The following is a 16,547-nucleotide window of genomic DNA, read 5'->3' as shown; positions in this document are numbered from 1 at the left end:
ACCTTCTATCATTTATGCTTTGTATTCCCTATCCGTTCTGATGGCTTTGATCCATCTTCCTGGCTCGAGATAACTCTCTCCAGGTGGCTAGAGGGAGGATAATCATAAGAAATACGAACATAAAGGTCTGCAGATTATTGTAGAAAAAAGGAGACTGCGCGCTTTCTTCAACGTATTGAAGGCCCATCACGAAAACCAGAAAACCTTGTGCAATCAAAGAGAGATTGAGTTCTTTATTATAAGCACTCGTCCCTAATTGCTTTCGCTCGTATTCTTTCAGTTTTTTCATATCCTTTCCCCATCCATCAAACCCCGTCATTCTTCTATATAAGGTGAAGACGAACGAAATGGAGATGATGAGGAAGAGAGACAGGTGAAATTGTTTTCCCGTTGTGAAGAAAGAAAAAATGATGCTGGCACCGACTGTCAGGGCGATCAAAGATACGTTGATTCCTATCAGCTGTTTACGCCGCAACCGTTTCAGTTCTTGTTCTGTCATAGAACGACTCCTTTCTTGAAAATAGGTTCCGGTCAGGGTAACGGAAGTTTTGAGTATAATTTTACCATTTTTGGTGCAGATGGCAAGGAGAATAACTGGTAAAGTTCAGTTCATATCGGATTATTTTTAAACTCATCTTAAACTCCTTTTTCCGCTCCATTAACCTCTGTTTTGTATGATGGAAATAGATCTTCACAAAGGGGAGGGGTTCATATGAAGGAAGCATTACTAGTCGTTTCGATGATTTGCTTATTTACAACGTTTATCTTATTTTTGAACAATCTGATTAAGTATGGTTTAAAGGAAGGGCTAATAAGAAAAGGGCGCCGTTCAAATTGGTATATGATGGGGCTTTTCGCAGTTTACATTTCTACATTTGTCGTCTTTCTCATACTGAAAAATAGCTAGGCGGTGAGTGATCTCATCGTCTTTTGTTTTGGTGGAGAAAAAGGGATTTCTCTTAAGAAATCGAATACTAGGAAGTGTAGATGAAAGGGAAAAGGTGATAGGAATGGAACAGTGGATTGATGCATTATTTAGCGAATCGTTATTAGAAGAAGCGGCGAATCGGTTCGGCACAACGAGTGCTGAAGCAGAGAAGCGTGGAGATTTTGAGAATTATATCTATGAAGTGCATAAAAAGGGGAAGCCTTATATTTTAAGATTAACGCACAGCTCTCACCGCAGCGGGGAGGACATACAGGCAGAGTTAGAATGGGTGAATTTCCTACATAAAAATGGCGCGAACGTTTCGGTGGCCTATCCTTCTATTCATGGGGAGCTCGTGGAGGAGATAGGAGTAGAAGGGTCTTCCTTTTCTATCTGTTTGTTCGATAAAGCACCCGGGACTTTAGTGAAGATGGACGATGAGCGGTTTGGGCCTGAATTGTTTCAGAGCTGGGGGCAAGCAGTTGGCCACATGCATAAAGTGACAAAAGGCTATAAAGCTGGCAATCATAAGAGAGACCGGTGGGATGAGGATGATCTTCTAACCTTTTCGAAGTATTTAGATCAAAATAAGGACAAAGCGATTATCGCGGAGGGAGAAAAGGTGGTCCGTGAACTGCAGAGTTTCCCTGAAACAGAAGAAAGTTTCGGCCTGATTCACTCAGACATCCACCCGGGGAACTTCTTCTATCATGAAGGCGACATTCACATCTTTGATTTTGATGATAGTACGTATCACTTTTATGTGAGCGACATCGCGATTCCTGTCTATTATCCTATCTGGTGGAAGCATCGTGAGGACGCCCTTTCCGTTCGGTCTGCGTACGGAGAAGAAGTCTTGTATGATTTCTTAGTCGGCTATCTTAAGGAGAACCGACTCGATCTTGACTGGATTAAGAAGATTCCATCCTTCTTGAAGCTTCGGGATATTGAGCTGTACACCGTATTTCAAAAGAAATGGGAACCAGAGAATCGAAATGAGAAAGAACAACAACTAGTAGACGGCATCCGCGATCGAATCGTTCGGGATGAACCACTGATTGAACTGGATTACGAAAAGATTTATCAGCGGGCTTTAGGAGAGGCAGCGAAGGTTCAGTGATGAGTTGCTAGGAAGGGGTGATTCCTGTATGGGGAATCACCTCTTTTTGGTTTGGGCATGTTGTTGGTGGCTCGGGCGGGGATTAGTTGAGTCGTTTTGTTGTGGACTTGAGCCGGTGGGAGCTGAGTTAAGCCGTTATGGCTCGACTTGGGCCGTCGAGCGCTGCCGGCCGGGCCGAGCTCGAGCCGCCTGCGCCGGACTTGAGCCGTAGCGCGCGCACTCGAGCCGTTCGCTCCTAACTTGAGCCATTCCGCCCCGACTTGGGCCGTCGGTCACTGACTTGAGTCGTTAAAATCAATGCTTGAGCCGAAATCGCTCAAACTCGAGCCATTTCAAGCCATCTAGAGCCGCGCGCGCCGGACTTGAGTCGTAGCGCGCCAACTTGAGCCGTCCGTGCCGGACTTGAGCCACCCCCGTCGAACTCGAGCCATTCCGCTCCGACATGAGCCGTCGGGCGCTGACTCGCGTCGTTAAAAATAGTGCTTGAGCCGAAATCGCTCAAACTCGAGCCACGCCGCGCCAACTTGAGCCGTCCGCTCCGCACTCGAGCCACGACGCGCCAACTTGAGCCGCCCGCTCCGCACTCGAGCCAAAGCCGCGCCAACTTGAGCCCTCCGCTCCGCACTCGAGCCACGAATCGCGAACTTGAGCCACCCGCTCCCCCGCCTTGCCCCGCACCCCACTGACTTTTTATCTTTCTTTTCTGAAAATTAAGTATTGTCATGCAACTCCGGACCTACTATACTCAACATCATATTCTTTTTAACGGAATCCCCCTTGGGAAGGATTCCAAAGATCGTCTTTATACATATTCTTTGAAAGTAGGTGGAACGAATGAACGCAGTTGTAGCAAGTTTAATTATGGTGGGCGTTTTGGCCATTGGAGAGATGGTGTCGTTTAAGACCCGGGCGAAGCTTCCGAGTTTATTGGTGGCATCGGTGCTCTTCTATTTATTAGTTCAATCCGGAGTGGTTCCATCGAATATTATTGAATCATCCACATTAACCGCAATCGGTACGGTCATGATCCCGGTATTGCTTGTGCATTTAGGGACGACGGTGCCGCTTGAAGGGTTGAAGCAGCAATATAAAGCGGTGTTGATTTCACTAGCTGGTCTTTTATTTTCGGTTCTATTAATCTTGTTTGTCATCCCGATCTTCTTTGACTTTGAATCGGCGTTAGCGGGGGCTGGGCCTCTTACGGGCGGATTAATTGCTTACCTTGTCACGTCTGATGCGCTTAAAGAAATGGGCTTTGAGAACCTCGTTACGATCGCGATTTGTGTGTATATTTTACAAAAGATTATGGGGATGCCGGTTACGTCGTTCTTATTACGTAAATATGCGTATCACTTTAAAGAGTCAGGCGCAGCGGAGCGTCATATGGCAGCTTCTGTTGCGGCGGATGCGAGTTATGAAGATGAAGAAGTGGAGGCGACGGAGCAGGAATCAGAGAAGCGCTATCTGTTACCGAAGCATTATTTAGACAGTCCGTTCATCTTGTTATTCATGATTTTAATTGCCGGTACGATTGCTTATGGACTGGGCGAAGTAACTGGGGTTCACCAGAGTATTTATGGACTAATTCTAGGTATTGCCGGGTCTTACTTTGGTATTTTCCCGCCGAAGGCATTGGAGAAGGCGAACGCATTTGGCCTTGCGATGGTCAGCTTGCTTTTAATCGTATTGAGCTCGCTTGCTGATGTGACGCCTGCTCAAATTTGGGACGTGCTTCCGGTGATCGTATCTATTATTGCGATCGGAACAGCGGGTCTTGTTGTTGGCGGATTTATCGCTTCGAAACTATTAAAATGGCATCCGTATAAAGGGATTTCCGTTGCGCTAACGGCCCTGTACGGATTCCCGGCGGATTATCTTTTAGCTCAAGAGGTAAGCCGTAGTGTTGGGGAGACGGAAGAGGAGCAAAACGCAATCTTTGATGATATCTTATCTCCGATGTTGATCGGCGGGTTCGTGTCTGTATCGTCTGCTTCGATCATCATCGCAAGTATCTTAGTGAAACTACTGTAAGAGGAGTGTCTAGAAATGGAATTAACGCTAATCAAGAATGGAACAGTCATTGATGGAACAGGCGGGGAACCGGTGAAGAAGGACATTCTCATTCGTGATAATCGAATTGAAGCGCTTGGTCAGCCGAGCCAGCTCCCTGAGCCGAGTGAAGGGAAGGTCATCGATGCGGATGGCAAATACGTATTGCCCGGGCTGATTGATACGCACGTGCATTTAATGTTCGAGCTAGAAGACGGCAATGATACGGTGGAAGAGCCGTTTTCTCTTAAATTTTACAAAACGGTTCATAACATGAAGAAGACTTTGGATGCTGGCATTACAACTGTCCGCGACTGTGGCTTCACCGATGCAGGTGTAAAAGATGCGGTGGAAAAAGGTCTCGCAGAAGGCCCTCGCATGCAGCTAAGCATTGTCCCGATGACGATTACAGGCGGTCACGGGGATAAATGGATGCTTTCTGGAATCGATAATTCCCAGAGGAGTTATCCGGGAATGCCTGATGGACGCTGTGATGGTGTGGAGGAAGTGCGTAAGAAGTCTCGTGAGATTTTACGTGCAGGAGCGGATGTATTGAAGGTCCACGCAACAGGTGGCGTCTTCAGTCCGACAGACCATCCTGAGTTCACGCAATACACGGAAGAAGAACTCCGCGTTATGGTACAAGAAGGAGCTTATCGCCGTGGAACGAAGGTGATGGCTCATGCTCAAGGGGCAGAAGGAATTAAGAACGCGGTTCGTGCAGGGATCCACTCAATTGAACACGGGATTTTCCTCGATGACGAAGCGATTGAACTGATGCTTCAAAATGGGACATATCTTGTTCCGACGTTACTGGCTCCTTTATCCGTGATTGAAGCTAGTGAGCGTTCCGATAAGATTCCAGAATACGCTGCAAAGAAAGCAAAAGATGTGTACGAGCAGCATAAAGAAAGTATCCAGAAAGCGTACAAAGCCGGCGTGAAGATCGCCATGGGGACTGATGCAGGCGTGATGCGTCACGGCACTAACCTTCGCGAACTTGGCCTGATGGTGGATGCAGGAATGTCACCAGAAGACACGATCAAAGCCACGACTAAAACAGCGGCTGAGTGCATGGGCTGGGGCGATGAACTTGGCACGCTAGAAGAAGGCAAGCTCGCAGACCTTATCATCACAAAAACCAATCCGCTGAAAAACATTCGAAATTTAGAAAAGCAGGACAATATCGCTTTTGTTATGAAGGATGGAAAAGTGGAGAAAGATCGTTTGAAGAAGCCAGTGAGCGTTTAATCGAGAAAGTTTAATAGACAAGCCATTTAGGGGTGCGAATCGACTATGATTTTGCATCCCTATTTTTGTGGGGAAATGGTTGTTTTGTCATGATGATTTTTGAAAGGTATAGGAGGTTGTTGTGGTACACTTATTATGAAGTTTTTGGTAATTGTATTCTTTACCTATCAGGGCAAGGAGTGTGATGCTATGAGTGGTTTGATCAGTCTGTTGTTTGGTGTGGGGATTGTCTTTTTTATATTGGTATCGTTTATGATTTATACGAATATTAGAAATAGGAACTAGTATATGTCTCGTTCAAGTAGTTGATGAGTCCATATAACTTTAATCTGCACGTAGGATTTCCGTGAAAACGGAAGTCCTATTTTTCTGCTTATGATCAAATATATATTTCCAGTAAAAAAGAATTAGCAAAACAAAAATGGGACTTTTTAGAAACGGAATCGTCTAAATAGAAAAGGAGTATAGGGAGGGTAAAAGTGGAGAGGGAACAAGCAAATCGTTATGAACAATTGAAGGAATTACCCGCAGAGGAGATTATTGAAGTAGTTTTCAATGATTATGGAGGAAATATTAAGAGTGTAATCTACACCTATGTTAAAAGCGGTGCTCAAACTGAGGATATTTTTCAGGAATTCCTTATTAGCGTTTATAAAAATAGTCATTTATTTAAAGGGGAATCGTCTTTTAAAACATGGCTTTACCGTATTGCGATTAATAAGTGTAAAGATTACTTAAAGTCACCCATTCATCGAATCTTCACTACATATAATGACCAACTTTCTAATAAGAGTACAGAGGCCTCTCCGGAACAACGAGTGGTGGAAAAAGAATTAGAAGGAGAGATTGTTAAAGCAATCATGTCTTTACCAATAAAGTATCGAGAAGTTTTTGTTTTAAGATACTATCAATCATTTAGTATTCGTCAGATTAGTGAATCCATTGGCATTAAGGAATCCACTGTAAAATCAAGAATCATGAGAGGGAAAAAGAAGCTTCAATCAAAGCTTGGAGGTGACTATTTTGAAGAGAACTAACCAGCCTGTAAAACAAGCATTTGACGAGTATATTGGTTCTTACACTGAAGTTACTTCAGAGGATAAAGAGAGATTTTACAAATGGTTGGAAGGGGCGGAGGAAGAAAAATCTAGTAAGAAAATGTTTATACTTCCGAAAGTTGCGACCGTATTCCTGATGCTAATGGTTGTGGTAATAATCTCTTCTTATATAAATATGGACCAAGGAGGAAGTGAGAACGTCACAAAGGTTGAGCAGAAAGAAAAAAGAGTCTCTTTCCAAAAAGTAAGTGCGGTAGTGGCAGACATTCAAACGAGTTTTTCTTATAACATGACAAAGGAAGAGGCAGCGAGACAATTTGGAGAAGGGGTCTCTTATATGGGGCAAGAAAGTTATTTAGAAGAGACAGAATATCACCGATTAGGGGACTATAAGGAATTGGAAAGGATAGAAATAAATGAAGATACTTTCCTTTCAGGTGATGTAGGGGTAGTCTTGGTTATTACATGGGATCAAAACCAGGCAGCTAGTGCAGATGTACTGTATTTAGATAAAGATGAAAATATAGCTACTCTATCTTACAAATCGAATGGCATGGTTTATGAGAATGGGGAATTTGTAGAGAATCGCCTCTATCCATTAGATGCTTCAACTTTATTAGTGAAATCAATAGCAGATTCTATTCAGGTTGATCCAGCTTCAGTTAATGTAGAAAAATTAGCAAACATACAAGACCTTACTTTACAAAAGAGTAAATCGAATGGTTTTGAAGAATTAACCTCTAAAGATCTAGAGGTGATCCGATCCATGGGTCAGTTGAGATCCTTAACATTAAAAGGAGTTGCGCTTCCGATTGATACCATACTCACACTAGAGTCTTTAGAAACACTAGTAATATCCAATGCATTCATTACAGATGGAAGCGTAGCAAAGTTAGCAGAGATGCCCAATCTGGAAAAGGTAACGCTTGATAAGGATATGGTGATAGGGTGGAAAGAGTTAAAGGAAGAAGGTATTGAGGTTGAAAACTTAAGCAAGGGAAATGGAAAGTAAACTTAATTAAGGATCGTTCTCCCCCTACAAATTTATAAAAACGACGACATACAAAAACGCTTGGGTCACTTCCTTACCCAAGCGTTTTTATTAGGACTCTGAATCGACTTTATGCCATTTTATATCCTTTGTACTTTGGTGAGGCGTGTTAGTTTCAGGGAAGCCATAATAGTACAGTTTTTCACCCTCTTTGTTGTACGCGACGGGGTTTAGGTTATTCGAACGGTTTTTTGGAGTGAACGTGAATGTAATGCGCTTTCCCTTTTCGGTTTCTATTCTCTTTCGATTTGTCCCATTCCCTGCTTCAATATACGCAACGTCTTCATCGTGAGAAACAACACTTAGTAACGTACCCGAAGAGCTGCTCAGCCAGCCAACAGTCTCGATTTCATCTTCATGATAAGGCCAATAGACTAAGACCCTGCTTGTATAAAGGAAACCAGATTTCGTGGCTGAGGCGGTTTGGTATTCCTCTTTTTTGTCGCTTTTGAATAAATAAACGTCATCTGAACCTAGTTTATAGTGATCGATCAGCGACACGTCATCAGCGATAAAGTGATTGCTTTTAGCAGCGCCTAAGGCGGTTACACGATAGCCGTCAGCGTACACCTTGTAGAAGGTGATCAAGAGGACGACGGGAATTAAAAGTAGAATCCATTTTTTCATTGGGTACCGACTCTCCAAATTGTATGTAATTGACAGTGTTTATCTTACCAAAAAACGTATAGGAACAAAATGACTTCTTCTGAAGTGAGGAGGAATTATATGGGTGCGGGTCGAAATGATGAAGGAGATCGCTGAAGGAGGAATAGAACGATGCTAACGTTTCCAAAGCCAGATGTAGAGCAATTCTTTCAAACGTATGGAATCCAGACGTTTGCTGTAAGTCCTGATGAGAAGCAGGTAATTTTGAGCACCAATCTTAACGGCCATTACAATGTGTGGGCCATGGATCTGCCGAATACATTTCCATACCCTTTAACCTTCCATAATCAGAGCAGTCATGCTCTTCTTTATGATCAGAACGGGGAGTTTATCCTGACGGTCGTCGATGAAGATGGCGATGAGAACGGGCAAATTTACGCGATCCCGAAAGAGGGCGGCGAGCTGAAAACAATCCGGATGGCGGAAGGGGCTAAGCACCTTGCTCCGCTTCTTTCTGACGACGGGAAGCGCCTGTACTACACGTCTACAAAAGAAGACCCGACCTGTATGAAAGGGTATGTGTACGACCTTGAGACAGGCCAGGAAGAAACGCTTGTCCACGGGGAAAAGGCCATGACGGTCTTGATCGATAAAAGTCCAGAGGAGAAACAGTTCCTCTATTTAAAGATGTTTGCCAATACGTACAGCCTTGCATATGTGAAGTCTGGTGAAGAGGATCTCCTCCTTACACCTGAAACGGATCAGCAGCACACCGTGTCTGAAGCGGTATTTGTGTCAGAGAAAGAAGTTTATTTGCTGACAAACTATGAAAGTGATTTTTCCTATTTAGCTAAGTTTGATATCGAAACGAAGACGTTTGAACGCGTCTTTGAGGTGGAGAAAGAAGAATTAACCCAATTGAAATACAACAAAGCGACCCATTCCCTGTATCTCGTCAGCGAAAAGGGTGTGCAGTCCTTTTTGTATTCTTATGATTTAGGAACAAAGAGTAGCAAACGAATCGAAACACCGGTTACGATCATTGATGAGCTTGTCGTGGCTCGTTCCGGAAGGTTGTACATTCGGGGTAACAGCGCGAGTGTACCCATGAATCTTTACAAGCAGACTGAGAAAGGATGGGAATCGCTTACGAACTTCGGCGTGCCTGGTGTGAAAGAAGAAGAACTGGCTACACCAGAGGTTGTGACCTATCCATCCTATGATGGCCTGCCAATTGAGGCGCTTTTATACCGTCCGAAACAGGATGTGGATAATGGCCATGTGATCTTGTGGCCTCACGGGGGACCTCAAGCCTCCGAGCAAGCGAAGTTCCGTTCGTTGTTCTCATTTCTTGTCTATTCAGGATATACGCTATTTGCGCCGAACTTCAGAGGCTCAACGGGTTATGGACTCCAGTTTATGAAGCAAGTGGAGGGCGACTGGGGCCATGGGCCTCGCCTTGATAACGTAGCGGGATTAGACTGGTTAATTGATCAAGGCTACGCTTCTCGTGACAAAATTTTCTTAATGGGCGGAAGCTACGGCGGTTATATGGCGCTATTGTTGCACGGCCGAAACGGAGACTATTTCAAAGCCGTGGTCGATATCTTCGGTCCGTCCGATCTGTTCAGCTTCATCAATTCTGTGCCCGAGCACTGGAAGCCCGCTATGGCCCAGTTCGTTGGCGACCCTGTTGAGGATAAAGAGAAGCTAACGGAGGACTCTCCTATTCAGTACATTGATTCTATGACAAAACCAATGCTCGTCATCCAGGGAGCAAAAGACCCCCGCGTCGTTCAAGCGGAATCGGATCAGCTTGTAGAGGCCTTGAAAGAAAAAGGCCGGGATGTAGAGTACATTGTTTTGGAGGACGAAGGACACGGCTTCTCGAAAAAAGCAAACGAGATTCTTGTGTACCAGAAAGTGCTTCAGTTCTTTGAACAACATGTGGGTGTGCTGACAAGGTAAGTTGGTTTTGTGTGCGGCGTGGTTTGGGGTCTCGACGCTGTGGCTGTTGTTCCGACAATAAGACCCAGGCCGGGTGCTTGTTTGGACACTATTTTTGGTTAATCCGCCACGATGAGATGGGGTTCGGACGCTTTAGGGCTGTGTCCGGCCACTATAGGTCGGCGTTCCGCCAGGTTTGTGTTTGGTCCGGCCACTATAGGTCGGCGTTCTGCCAGTTTTGTGTTTGGTCCGGCCAGTATAGTTCGGCGTTCCGCCAGTTATGTGGTTGGTCCGGCCAGTATAGTTCGGCGTACTGCCAGTTATGTGGTTGGTCCGGCCAGTATAGGTCGGCGTTCTGCCAGTTATGTGGTTGGTCCGGCCGCTATAGGTCGGCGTTCTGCCAGTTATGTGGTTGGTCCATCCACTATAGTCCTCCATCCGGACAAGCTGGTGTGCAGTCCTGACGCTTTAAACAGTCGTCTGGCCACTAGAGACCTAAGTCCTGACACTATAGCCATTGGTTCCGCCACTTTAAGCAACCTCCCTAGACAAACGAACGCTCAAGATCCCTACACAGGATCTTGAGCGTTTTTGTTAGGATGTTTTTTCCATTTTGTACCACTGGAGGTCGTTTGGGTTTATGGACTGTTTGTCTTTCGGGTAGCCGTAATAATAAAGCTTTTCTCCTTCTTCGTTATAAGCAACGGGGTGGAGCTGGTTGGGTTGTTCGCTGAAGGGGAAAGAGAATGTGACTCGCTCGCCTTGATGGATTTCTTTTTTCTTACTATCCTTAGGAGCCCCAGCTTCGATATAGGACACGTCGTCATCGCTTGAGACGACGCTAAGTAAGGTTCCGGATTCTTGTTTATTCGTGAAGCTCATGGCTCCGATGGTTTGAATGTTAGCCGAGCGATACGGTGTGTGGGTGGAAACGCTGCTCTGGAAGAACCAGCCCGCTTTCTCGGAGAGTACGGTTTGAAACACCTCTTCCTTATCGCTCTTAAAAATAAAAACATAGGAAGACCCGATCTTGTCCTTTTCGATTAAGGTGGCATCTTCCTTCAGGAAAGGGTGATCCTTCGCCGCGCTTAATGCGGTAAATCGGTACCCATCTAAATAATAGTTAAATAGAACAAATAGGAAAAATACTGGTATGAGTATGGGGATCCATTTTTTCATCTATGATGCTCCTTCCTCTAGTTGAATTTACTTGCTTAATAGGTGATGATAACGGCTAGAACAGTCCCGGTTGGAATTGGCAGCCATCGGTAATCAATGAATCGAATGTTTGTCTGATGAACTGCGTTATATTTTTTGAAAGGCTTCCTATGATAAAGAAGTAGTTCAGATAAATTAATGTGTTTGAGAATAAAGGTGACCAGATGATCGCTCAGAAAATAATCGCTCGGAACATCGGTGATTTCAGTAAGGACATGGATACGTTCTTGTTTTATAGATAAAGTGGAAATCGAAAAATGCTGGAAAGTTGAATCTTTAATCCCAAAAATATGTAACATTTCCATCGCAATGTTCTCAAATTATGGAACGGATTTCAATGTTGTATTGGCCTGAAAGGGGAGGAGAGGCCGGGAGGAAGAGGACCATCAGCCTTCCAGGTAGGGGGAGATCCTCTTTTTTTCTGCGTCATAGAATTTAGTTTTCCCGAATAGTTTTTCGTTTTTCTAGCTTACCGAGAATGAATCGTGTCATAAAGAAGACCCAGGCGATGATTAAGAGCTCAGTTCGTACCTCTTCTAGCGGGGAAAAGCCGAATGTCCCAGCAAGTATTCCGGCTACGGCCGATACATAAATCACTTCGAGTATTATTTTGATGAGTTTCATTTTCTCATTCCTCTCTCTATGTTCTTCTTTTACCGTAAGGGAAGAGGATGTACAGAAGGTAACGGGAAGATTACGAGGTCATTAATCTTTTCTTTTTTCTGACGATTTTTGCGGTGAAAAATGGTTCTTGTCATACAAGATCTTCCTCTTTATAATTTGTATGTACCTTTTTTGCTAGATTTATCTGAAGTAGAGAGATAAAAGGCAAGGTAGGATTGGATAACAAAGATCTCTTGAAGGGATGAGGTCCTCTTATAGTGGGGGTCTGATGGATTTCTGGAGAAGGACTGGTTATAGAATTGAGGAGGAACAGGCTTATGGCACGATCGAATCAGGGGAATTGGTTCGAAAAATTTGTACATGTATTTATGGGCGTCATCGGCGTTCTGTTTGTTTCCGCTGCGTTAGATGGATCGATTAAACTATCCATCTATGAAATCATTGGATATGTAGTAGCAGCGATTCTGTACATATGGGCAGGTCGGACTTTCGGTGGGCGAGAAGAGACTGGAAAATCATTCGCCTACTACGGTGCTTATCTGTTACCTGTTGTAATCACGATTGTGACTTATTACACAGATCAAGCCATCGGCGGAACGGTTCTTGAAATAGAAGAGCCTTGGAGTGCCGTCACGGCTCTTATTATGGGTGTACTATTAGTCTTGTATTTCGGAAGATGGATCGGTGTTGCTTACAGCGTCATTATTCTATCGATCGCATTCGGATTCGAATTGTTCGTCGATGCGTTTGACTTCGCAGATGATGATTGGAACGTATATATGTACGTCTTAGCACTCGTGCTCATCTTCTTCCTAATCGGGAAGACCAACGATGGGAACCAAAGCGCAGACGCATAACATAACCCCGTTAAGGCTTAGACCTTAACGGGGTTTCTTAATGCTTTAGGAGAGTGAAGCGTGTCTGACACCCGTCATTGCTTTAAAGCAACGACGGGTGTCAGACACGCAGTAGTCCTTTAGAGCATTGCAGGGTGTCAGGCACGTAGTATGATTCTTTTGGGTTGCGGGGAGTGGTGAGAACGATTATACTTTTTCCTAATTCATTGGGGAGGAGTGGTTATATTGGATAAGGTGTTAAAGACGTTAACGGAACTGCATGGACCTAGTGGTTATGAGCAGGAGGTATCCTATTACATACAAGAGGAAATGAGATCTGTTGCTGAGGATGTGAGAGTGGATGGAATCGGCAATGTGACAGCACGGATCAAGGGGGAGAAACCAGGACCGACCGTGCTCGTCACCGCTCATATGGACGAAGTAGGGTTTATTGTGAAGAAGATTGAATCAAATGGTCTTCTTCGTTTTGAGAAACTTGGAGGCCACGATGATCGAATCTTACTTGCTCAAAAAGTGCGGGTCAAAGGTCGGTACGGATTAAAGCGCGGGGTTATTGGCACCATCCCGGCGCATTATCAGAAGTTTGATGAGGCCGGTCGCGTCAGAAAGCATCATGAACTTTATATTGATGTAGGAGCTCGGTCGAAAGAAGAAGTCGAAAAGCTTGGCATTGATGTTGGCAGTACAATCACCTGGGCGTCAGAGCTAGAGTACTTAGGTGATGAAGAAACCGGTCGCTATGTTGGGAAGTCCCTCGATGATCGCGCAGGCTGTGCGGTTCTTATGAATCTGATGCAATCTCTTCAGGACCAACAGTTTGCAGGGGAAGTGATCGCTTTATTTACCGTTCAGGAAGAAGTAGGCCTTCGCGGAGCTCAAGTAGGCATGGCACAGGTCGACTGTGACGTCGCCATTGCCCTTGACGCAACGGTAACAAGTGACACACCAGAACCGTTGCTTGACGACACCCTCCGCCTTGGAGATGGAGCCGGTGTGAAGGTCCTCGATATGAGTTTAATCGCTCATCCGACAGTCAAAGAACACTTCATCCAGCTAGCTCAGGAAGAGGAGATTCCCTATCAACCAGAACTCTTCACAGGAATCGGAACAGACGGAGGCGCCGTAGCCCTAGCCAATAAAGGCGTCCCAACAGGCGTCCTATCCATCCCATCCCGCTATGCCCACGCCCCTGTAGAAGTGATCGATTTAGAAGACCTAAAAGCTGTCGAAAAGCTCCTTCTCGCCTTCATAAAAAACAACGACGAACAAACAAGCTTCGCCTTTTAACCCAAGACCCAGTAAGTCTCTCGTAGAGACTTACCGGGTTTTTAAGTATTTATATATTATTTAGTAAGAAAAGCCAAGCTGAGAGGAGATTTCCGTTACATTTTTATGAGCGTAAGGAGGGCCTGGAAACCACTCGTTTTCCTGTCCCACCTTATTGATAGTAAGAACGGAATCAAGCCTTGACCTTTTAGAGGGTTCTAAAGCGTGAAATACGTAGGTCCGTTACTCCATATTTTGGTTGGGTTTGATGGGGGACTGCGAGACTCCCGCGGGGTAAGGAGCCTAGGGGAGACCCCGGAAGACGGCTTGCCGTCTGAGGAGGCTTCCCAGCTCCCCGCAGGAAAGCGAGTTGTCCCCCAGCAAACCCTTTCTCACTTTTGGAAACGGACCTATCTCACCCTTGAAAACCACCAAATATCTGGAGAAAAAACAATCTGAAAGGTTCATCCTATAACGGGCAAGTAGACACCTTCCCCTCCTACCTTTACAATAGAAGCAATACCCTATTAAAAGGAGAACGGATATGAGATTAAACGACAAACAAGAAGAAGCAGCGGGGCATTTAGAAGGACCGATGCTCATCATTGCAGGAGCAGGGAGTGGAAAGACGACCGTTTTATCTCACCGAACGAAGCGGTTGATCGACAAGGGAGTAGACCCTCGTTCGATCATGATGCTCACGTTTACGAATAAAGCTGTGCGGGGACTTCAGCAGCAAGTTACAAAGCGCGTAGGAGAAGAGGCGGCAGAGGCAACGTGGATCTCGACGTTCCACCGTCTTGGTCTTTACATTACAGGGGAAGCAGATCCTACCCTTGTGACCCTGCACCCAGCGGGATCTCGTCAGGTGCTCAAGAAGATCGTTGAGGGAATGGAAGTCGATGCAGAGGATTTAGATTTTGTAAGACCGGCCAAATTGCTTTCTCTTATTTCGTTATTCAAAAGTGAGCTAGTTCTCCCTTCTTATTTATATGACGGAGAAACGCTCGATGACTATATTGATAGCAGCCGCGTGAAGCGAATGATTCGGGATGAGATCGGAACCAGGGGGCGGTTTGATCTGTTCCGTAAAATTTACCATACCTATCAGTACATTCTGGATGAGTACGGACAGATGGACCTTGATGATATTTTGTTAAAAAGTGTGTGGTTCCTAACAGAAAGTCAGGATCTGTTAGAGGCGCTTCAAGCGCGCTTCCGCTATTTCATGATTGATGAGTTTCAGGACACGAACCGCGCGCAGTATGTATTGGCGCAGCTTTTATCAGATCATACACGCCATCTAGCGATTGTCGGGGATGATTTTCAGTCGATATATGCATTCCGAGGAAGCGATATGCGAAACATATTAGATTTTGATAAACATTATCCTGATGCGTTTACGATCAGGCTTGAGGAGAATTACCGCTCCACTCCTGTCATTCTAGAAGCGGCTAATCAGCTGATTGCGCATAACAAAGACCAAAGGGAGAAGACCCTTTTCACCGGACAGGAAGAAGGCGAACCCATTACGGGCTATCGCGGGGAAACGGTTCAAGATGAAGCCAAGTGGGTATCAAATGAGATAAAGCGACTTGTAGAGGAAGAGGGCTATTCGTATCAGGATATTGCGATCTTTTACCGAAGTCATTCTGATGGAAGCTTGTTTGAGGTGATGCTCCCTGAAGAGGAGATTCCGTTTACGGTTGTGAAGGAAGGAAGCTTCTTTGAACGGGAGGAAGTAAAAGACCTTCTCGCCTATGCTTCTTTTGTTACCGATCCCCATGACACCTATTCCTTAAGGAGAATCATCAATACGCCAAAACGAGGAATCGGCAAAGCGTCTGTTGATCGGATTGTTGAGGCTAAGACGGATGATGTCGATTACATTTCCCTCGTTACGGAAGGCGCGTTACCAGGTGTGAAAGGGAAGTCCCTTGAGCGGATACGAGCTTTCGGGGCGCTTCTTAAACGCTTAGAGGACGGTATGTCTAAAGTTGGCGTTGCGAAATGGCTGAAGGCGTGCTTACAAATCAGTGGATATGATGAAATGGTTGAAGGACTCGAAGAAGGATCGCGCAGAGAGAAGCGAATTCACCTTGATAAGTTGGTTGAACTGGCTGGGGAGTTCGAAGCAAGCGAAGACGAGATGACGCTTGATGACTTTATTGAACGGGTTAAGCGTACGGATGTGGATGCTACGCTAACTGAGGATGAAGACTTTGACCGGGTCCAGTTATTAACCGTGCACGCATCGAAGGGATTAGAGTTTCCGGTTGTATTCGTTGTTGGCATGAAGGAAAGTGGTTTTCCTTCTCCTTATGCAGCGAGTCCGTTTGCGATCGAAGAAGAGCGACGCATCTGTTACGTAGCGTTCACTCGTGCGAAAGATCGCTTGTATCTTAGCTATCCGAAGAAGAAACAAGAGAAGAACGAAGAAGGGGAGAAGGTGGAAGTCGAAACGACACCATCCAGATTCCTAAATGAATTTGATGACAGGCTGATTTCCTGGAATGAATAAAAAGAGTCCCTGTCCTAGTCGAGTGGGTAACGCGACTGGGACAGGGTTTTT

15 protein-coding genes are annotated in these 16,547 nt (G+C 45.2%); 10 read left to right on the top strand and 5 right to left on the bottom strand.

What is annotated here, in order from left to right; translation table 11 throughout:
* Positions 1-28: 28 nt before the first annotated feature.
* Positions 29-499: a hypothetical protein gene (locus LQ226_RS11380; protein WP_231418032.1), complete on the bottom strand. Its 471-nt coding sequence runs from the start codon at positions 497-499 to the stop codon at positions 29-31.
* Between the two features lie 213 nt (positions 500-712).
* On the opposite strand from LQ226_RS11380, the gene LQ226_RS11375 reads away from it, so the two are divergent.
* From LQ226_RS11375 to LQ226_RS11350, 6 genes are all read left to right on the top strand, one after another.
* Positions 713-907: a hypothetical protein gene (locus LQ226_RS11375; RefSeq protein ID WP_231418031.1), complete on the top strand. Its 195-nt coding sequence runs from the start codon at positions 713-715 to the stop codon at positions 905-907.
* Positions 908-1,010: 103 nt separating this feature from the next.
* Positions 1,011-2,048, top strand: a complete 1,038-nt coding sequence (locus LQ226_RS11370) for a phosphotransferase enzyme family protein (protein ID WP_231418030.1) — start codon at positions 1,011-1,013, stop codon at positions 2,046-2,048.
* 834 nt (positions 2,049-2,882) lie between these two features.
* The gene (locus LQ226_RS11365; RefSeq protein WP_231418029.1) at positions 2,883-4,079 is read left to right on the top strand and encodes a hypothetical protein; all 1,197 of its coding nucleotides are present in this window, start codon (positions 2,883-2,885) and stop codon (positions 4,077-4,079) included.
* A 15-nt stretch (positions 4,080-4,094) separates the two neighbouring features.
* Positions 4,095-5,348: a metal-dependent hydrolase family protein gene (locus LQ226_RS11360; protein WP_231418028.1), complete on the top strand. Its 1,254-nt coding sequence runs from the start codon at positions 4,095-4,097 to the stop codon at positions 5,346-5,348.
* Positions 5,349-5,827: 479 nt separating this feature from the next.
* Positions 5,828-6,385, top strand: a complete 558-nt coding sequence (locus tag LQ226_RS11355) for an RNA polymerase sigma factor (protein ID WP_231418027.1) — start codon at positions 5,828-5,830, stop codon at positions 6,383-6,385.
* Positions 6,372-7,418 carry a hypothetical protein gene (locus LQ226_RS11350; RefSeq protein WP_231418026.1) on the top strand — a complete coding sequence of 349 codons (1,047 nt, stop codon included), beginning with the start codon at positions 6,372-6,374 and terminating at the stop codon, positions 7,416-7,418. Before LQ226_RS11355 ends, LQ226_RS11350 begins: the two co-directional genes overlap by 14 nt.
* Positions 7,419-7,508: 90 nt before the next feature.
* Here the strand turns inward: LQ226_RS11350 and LQ226_RS11345 are convergent, their stop codons facing one another.
* Positions 7,509-8,084 (bottom strand): hypothetical protein, encoded by a 576-nt coding sequence (locus tag LQ226_RS11345; RefSeq protein ID WP_231418025.1) that lies wholly within the window; start codon positions 8,082-8,084, stop codon positions 7,509-7,511.
* 150 nt (positions 8,085-8,234) lie between these two features.
* Between LQ226_RS11345 and LQ226_RS11340 the strand changes: the two genes are divergently transcribed.
* Positions 8,235-10,031, top strand: a complete 1,797-nt coding sequence (locus LQ226_RS11340; RefSeq protein WP_231418024.1) for a S9 family peptidase — start codon at positions 8,235-8,237, stop codon at positions 10,029-10,031.
* Positions 10,032-10,604: 573 nt separating this feature from the next.
* Here the strand turns inward: LQ226_RS11340 and LQ226_RS11335 are convergent.
* From LQ226_RS11335 to LQ226_RS11325, 3 genes are all read right to left on the bottom strand, one after another.
* Complete coding sequence (locus LQ226_RS11335; protein WP_231418023.1) at positions 10,605-11,189, bottom strand: hypothetical protein; 585 nt, start codon at positions 11,187-11,189, stop codon at positions 10,605-10,607.
* 35 nt (positions 11,190-11,224) lie between these two features.
* Positions 11,225-11,533, bottom strand: coding sequence for a hypothetical protein (locus LQ226_RS11330; protein WP_231418022.1), 309 nt, complete (start codon positions 11,531-11,533; stop codon positions 11,225-11,227).
* A 130-nt stretch (positions 11,534-11,663) separates the two neighbouring features.
* Entirely contained in the window at positions 11,664-11,852 is a 189-nt protein-coding gene (locus tag LQ226_RS11325; RefSeq protein WP_231418021.1) for a hypothetical protein, read from the bottom strand.
* Between the two features lie 317 nt (positions 11,853-12,169).
* Here LQ226_RS11325 and LQ226_RS11320 point away from each other — a divergent pair, with 317 nt between their 5' ends.
* The 3 genes from LQ226_RS11320 to LQ226_RS11310 all read left to right on the top strand — a co-directional run bounded on the left by LQ226_RS11320 (position 12,170) and on the right by LQ226_RS11310 (position 16,496).
* The gene (locus LQ226_RS11320) at positions 12,170-12,709 is read left to right on the top strand and encodes a hypothetical protein (RefSeq protein WP_231418020.1); all 540 of its coding nucleotides are present in this window, start codon (positions 12,170-12,172) and stop codon (positions 12,707-12,709) included.
* 216 nt (positions 12,710-12,925) lie between these two features.
* The gene (locus LQ226_RS11315) at positions 12,926-13,996 is read left to right on the top strand and encodes a M42 family metallopeptidase (protein WP_370635490.1); all 1,071 of its coding nucleotides are present in this window, start codon (positions 12,926-12,928) and stop codon (positions 13,994-13,996) included.
* A gap of 523 nt (positions 13,997-14,519) precedes the next feature.
* Positions 14,520-16,496: an ATP-dependent helicase gene (locus tag LQ226_RS11310; protein WP_231418018.1), complete on the top strand. Its 1,977-nt coding sequence runs from the start codon at positions 14,520-14,522 to the stop codon at positions 16,494-16,496.
* Positions 16,497-16,547: the final 51 nt, after the last annotated feature.

It is taken from the genome of Pontibacillus sp. HN14 (genome assembly GCF_021129245.1).
Lineage (GTDB): Bacteria > Bacillota > Bacilli > Bacillales > BH030062 > Pontibacillus.
The sequence above is the reverse complement of the archived record's forward strand: the minus strand, read 5'-3'. Positions and strand labels throughout refer to the sequence as shown.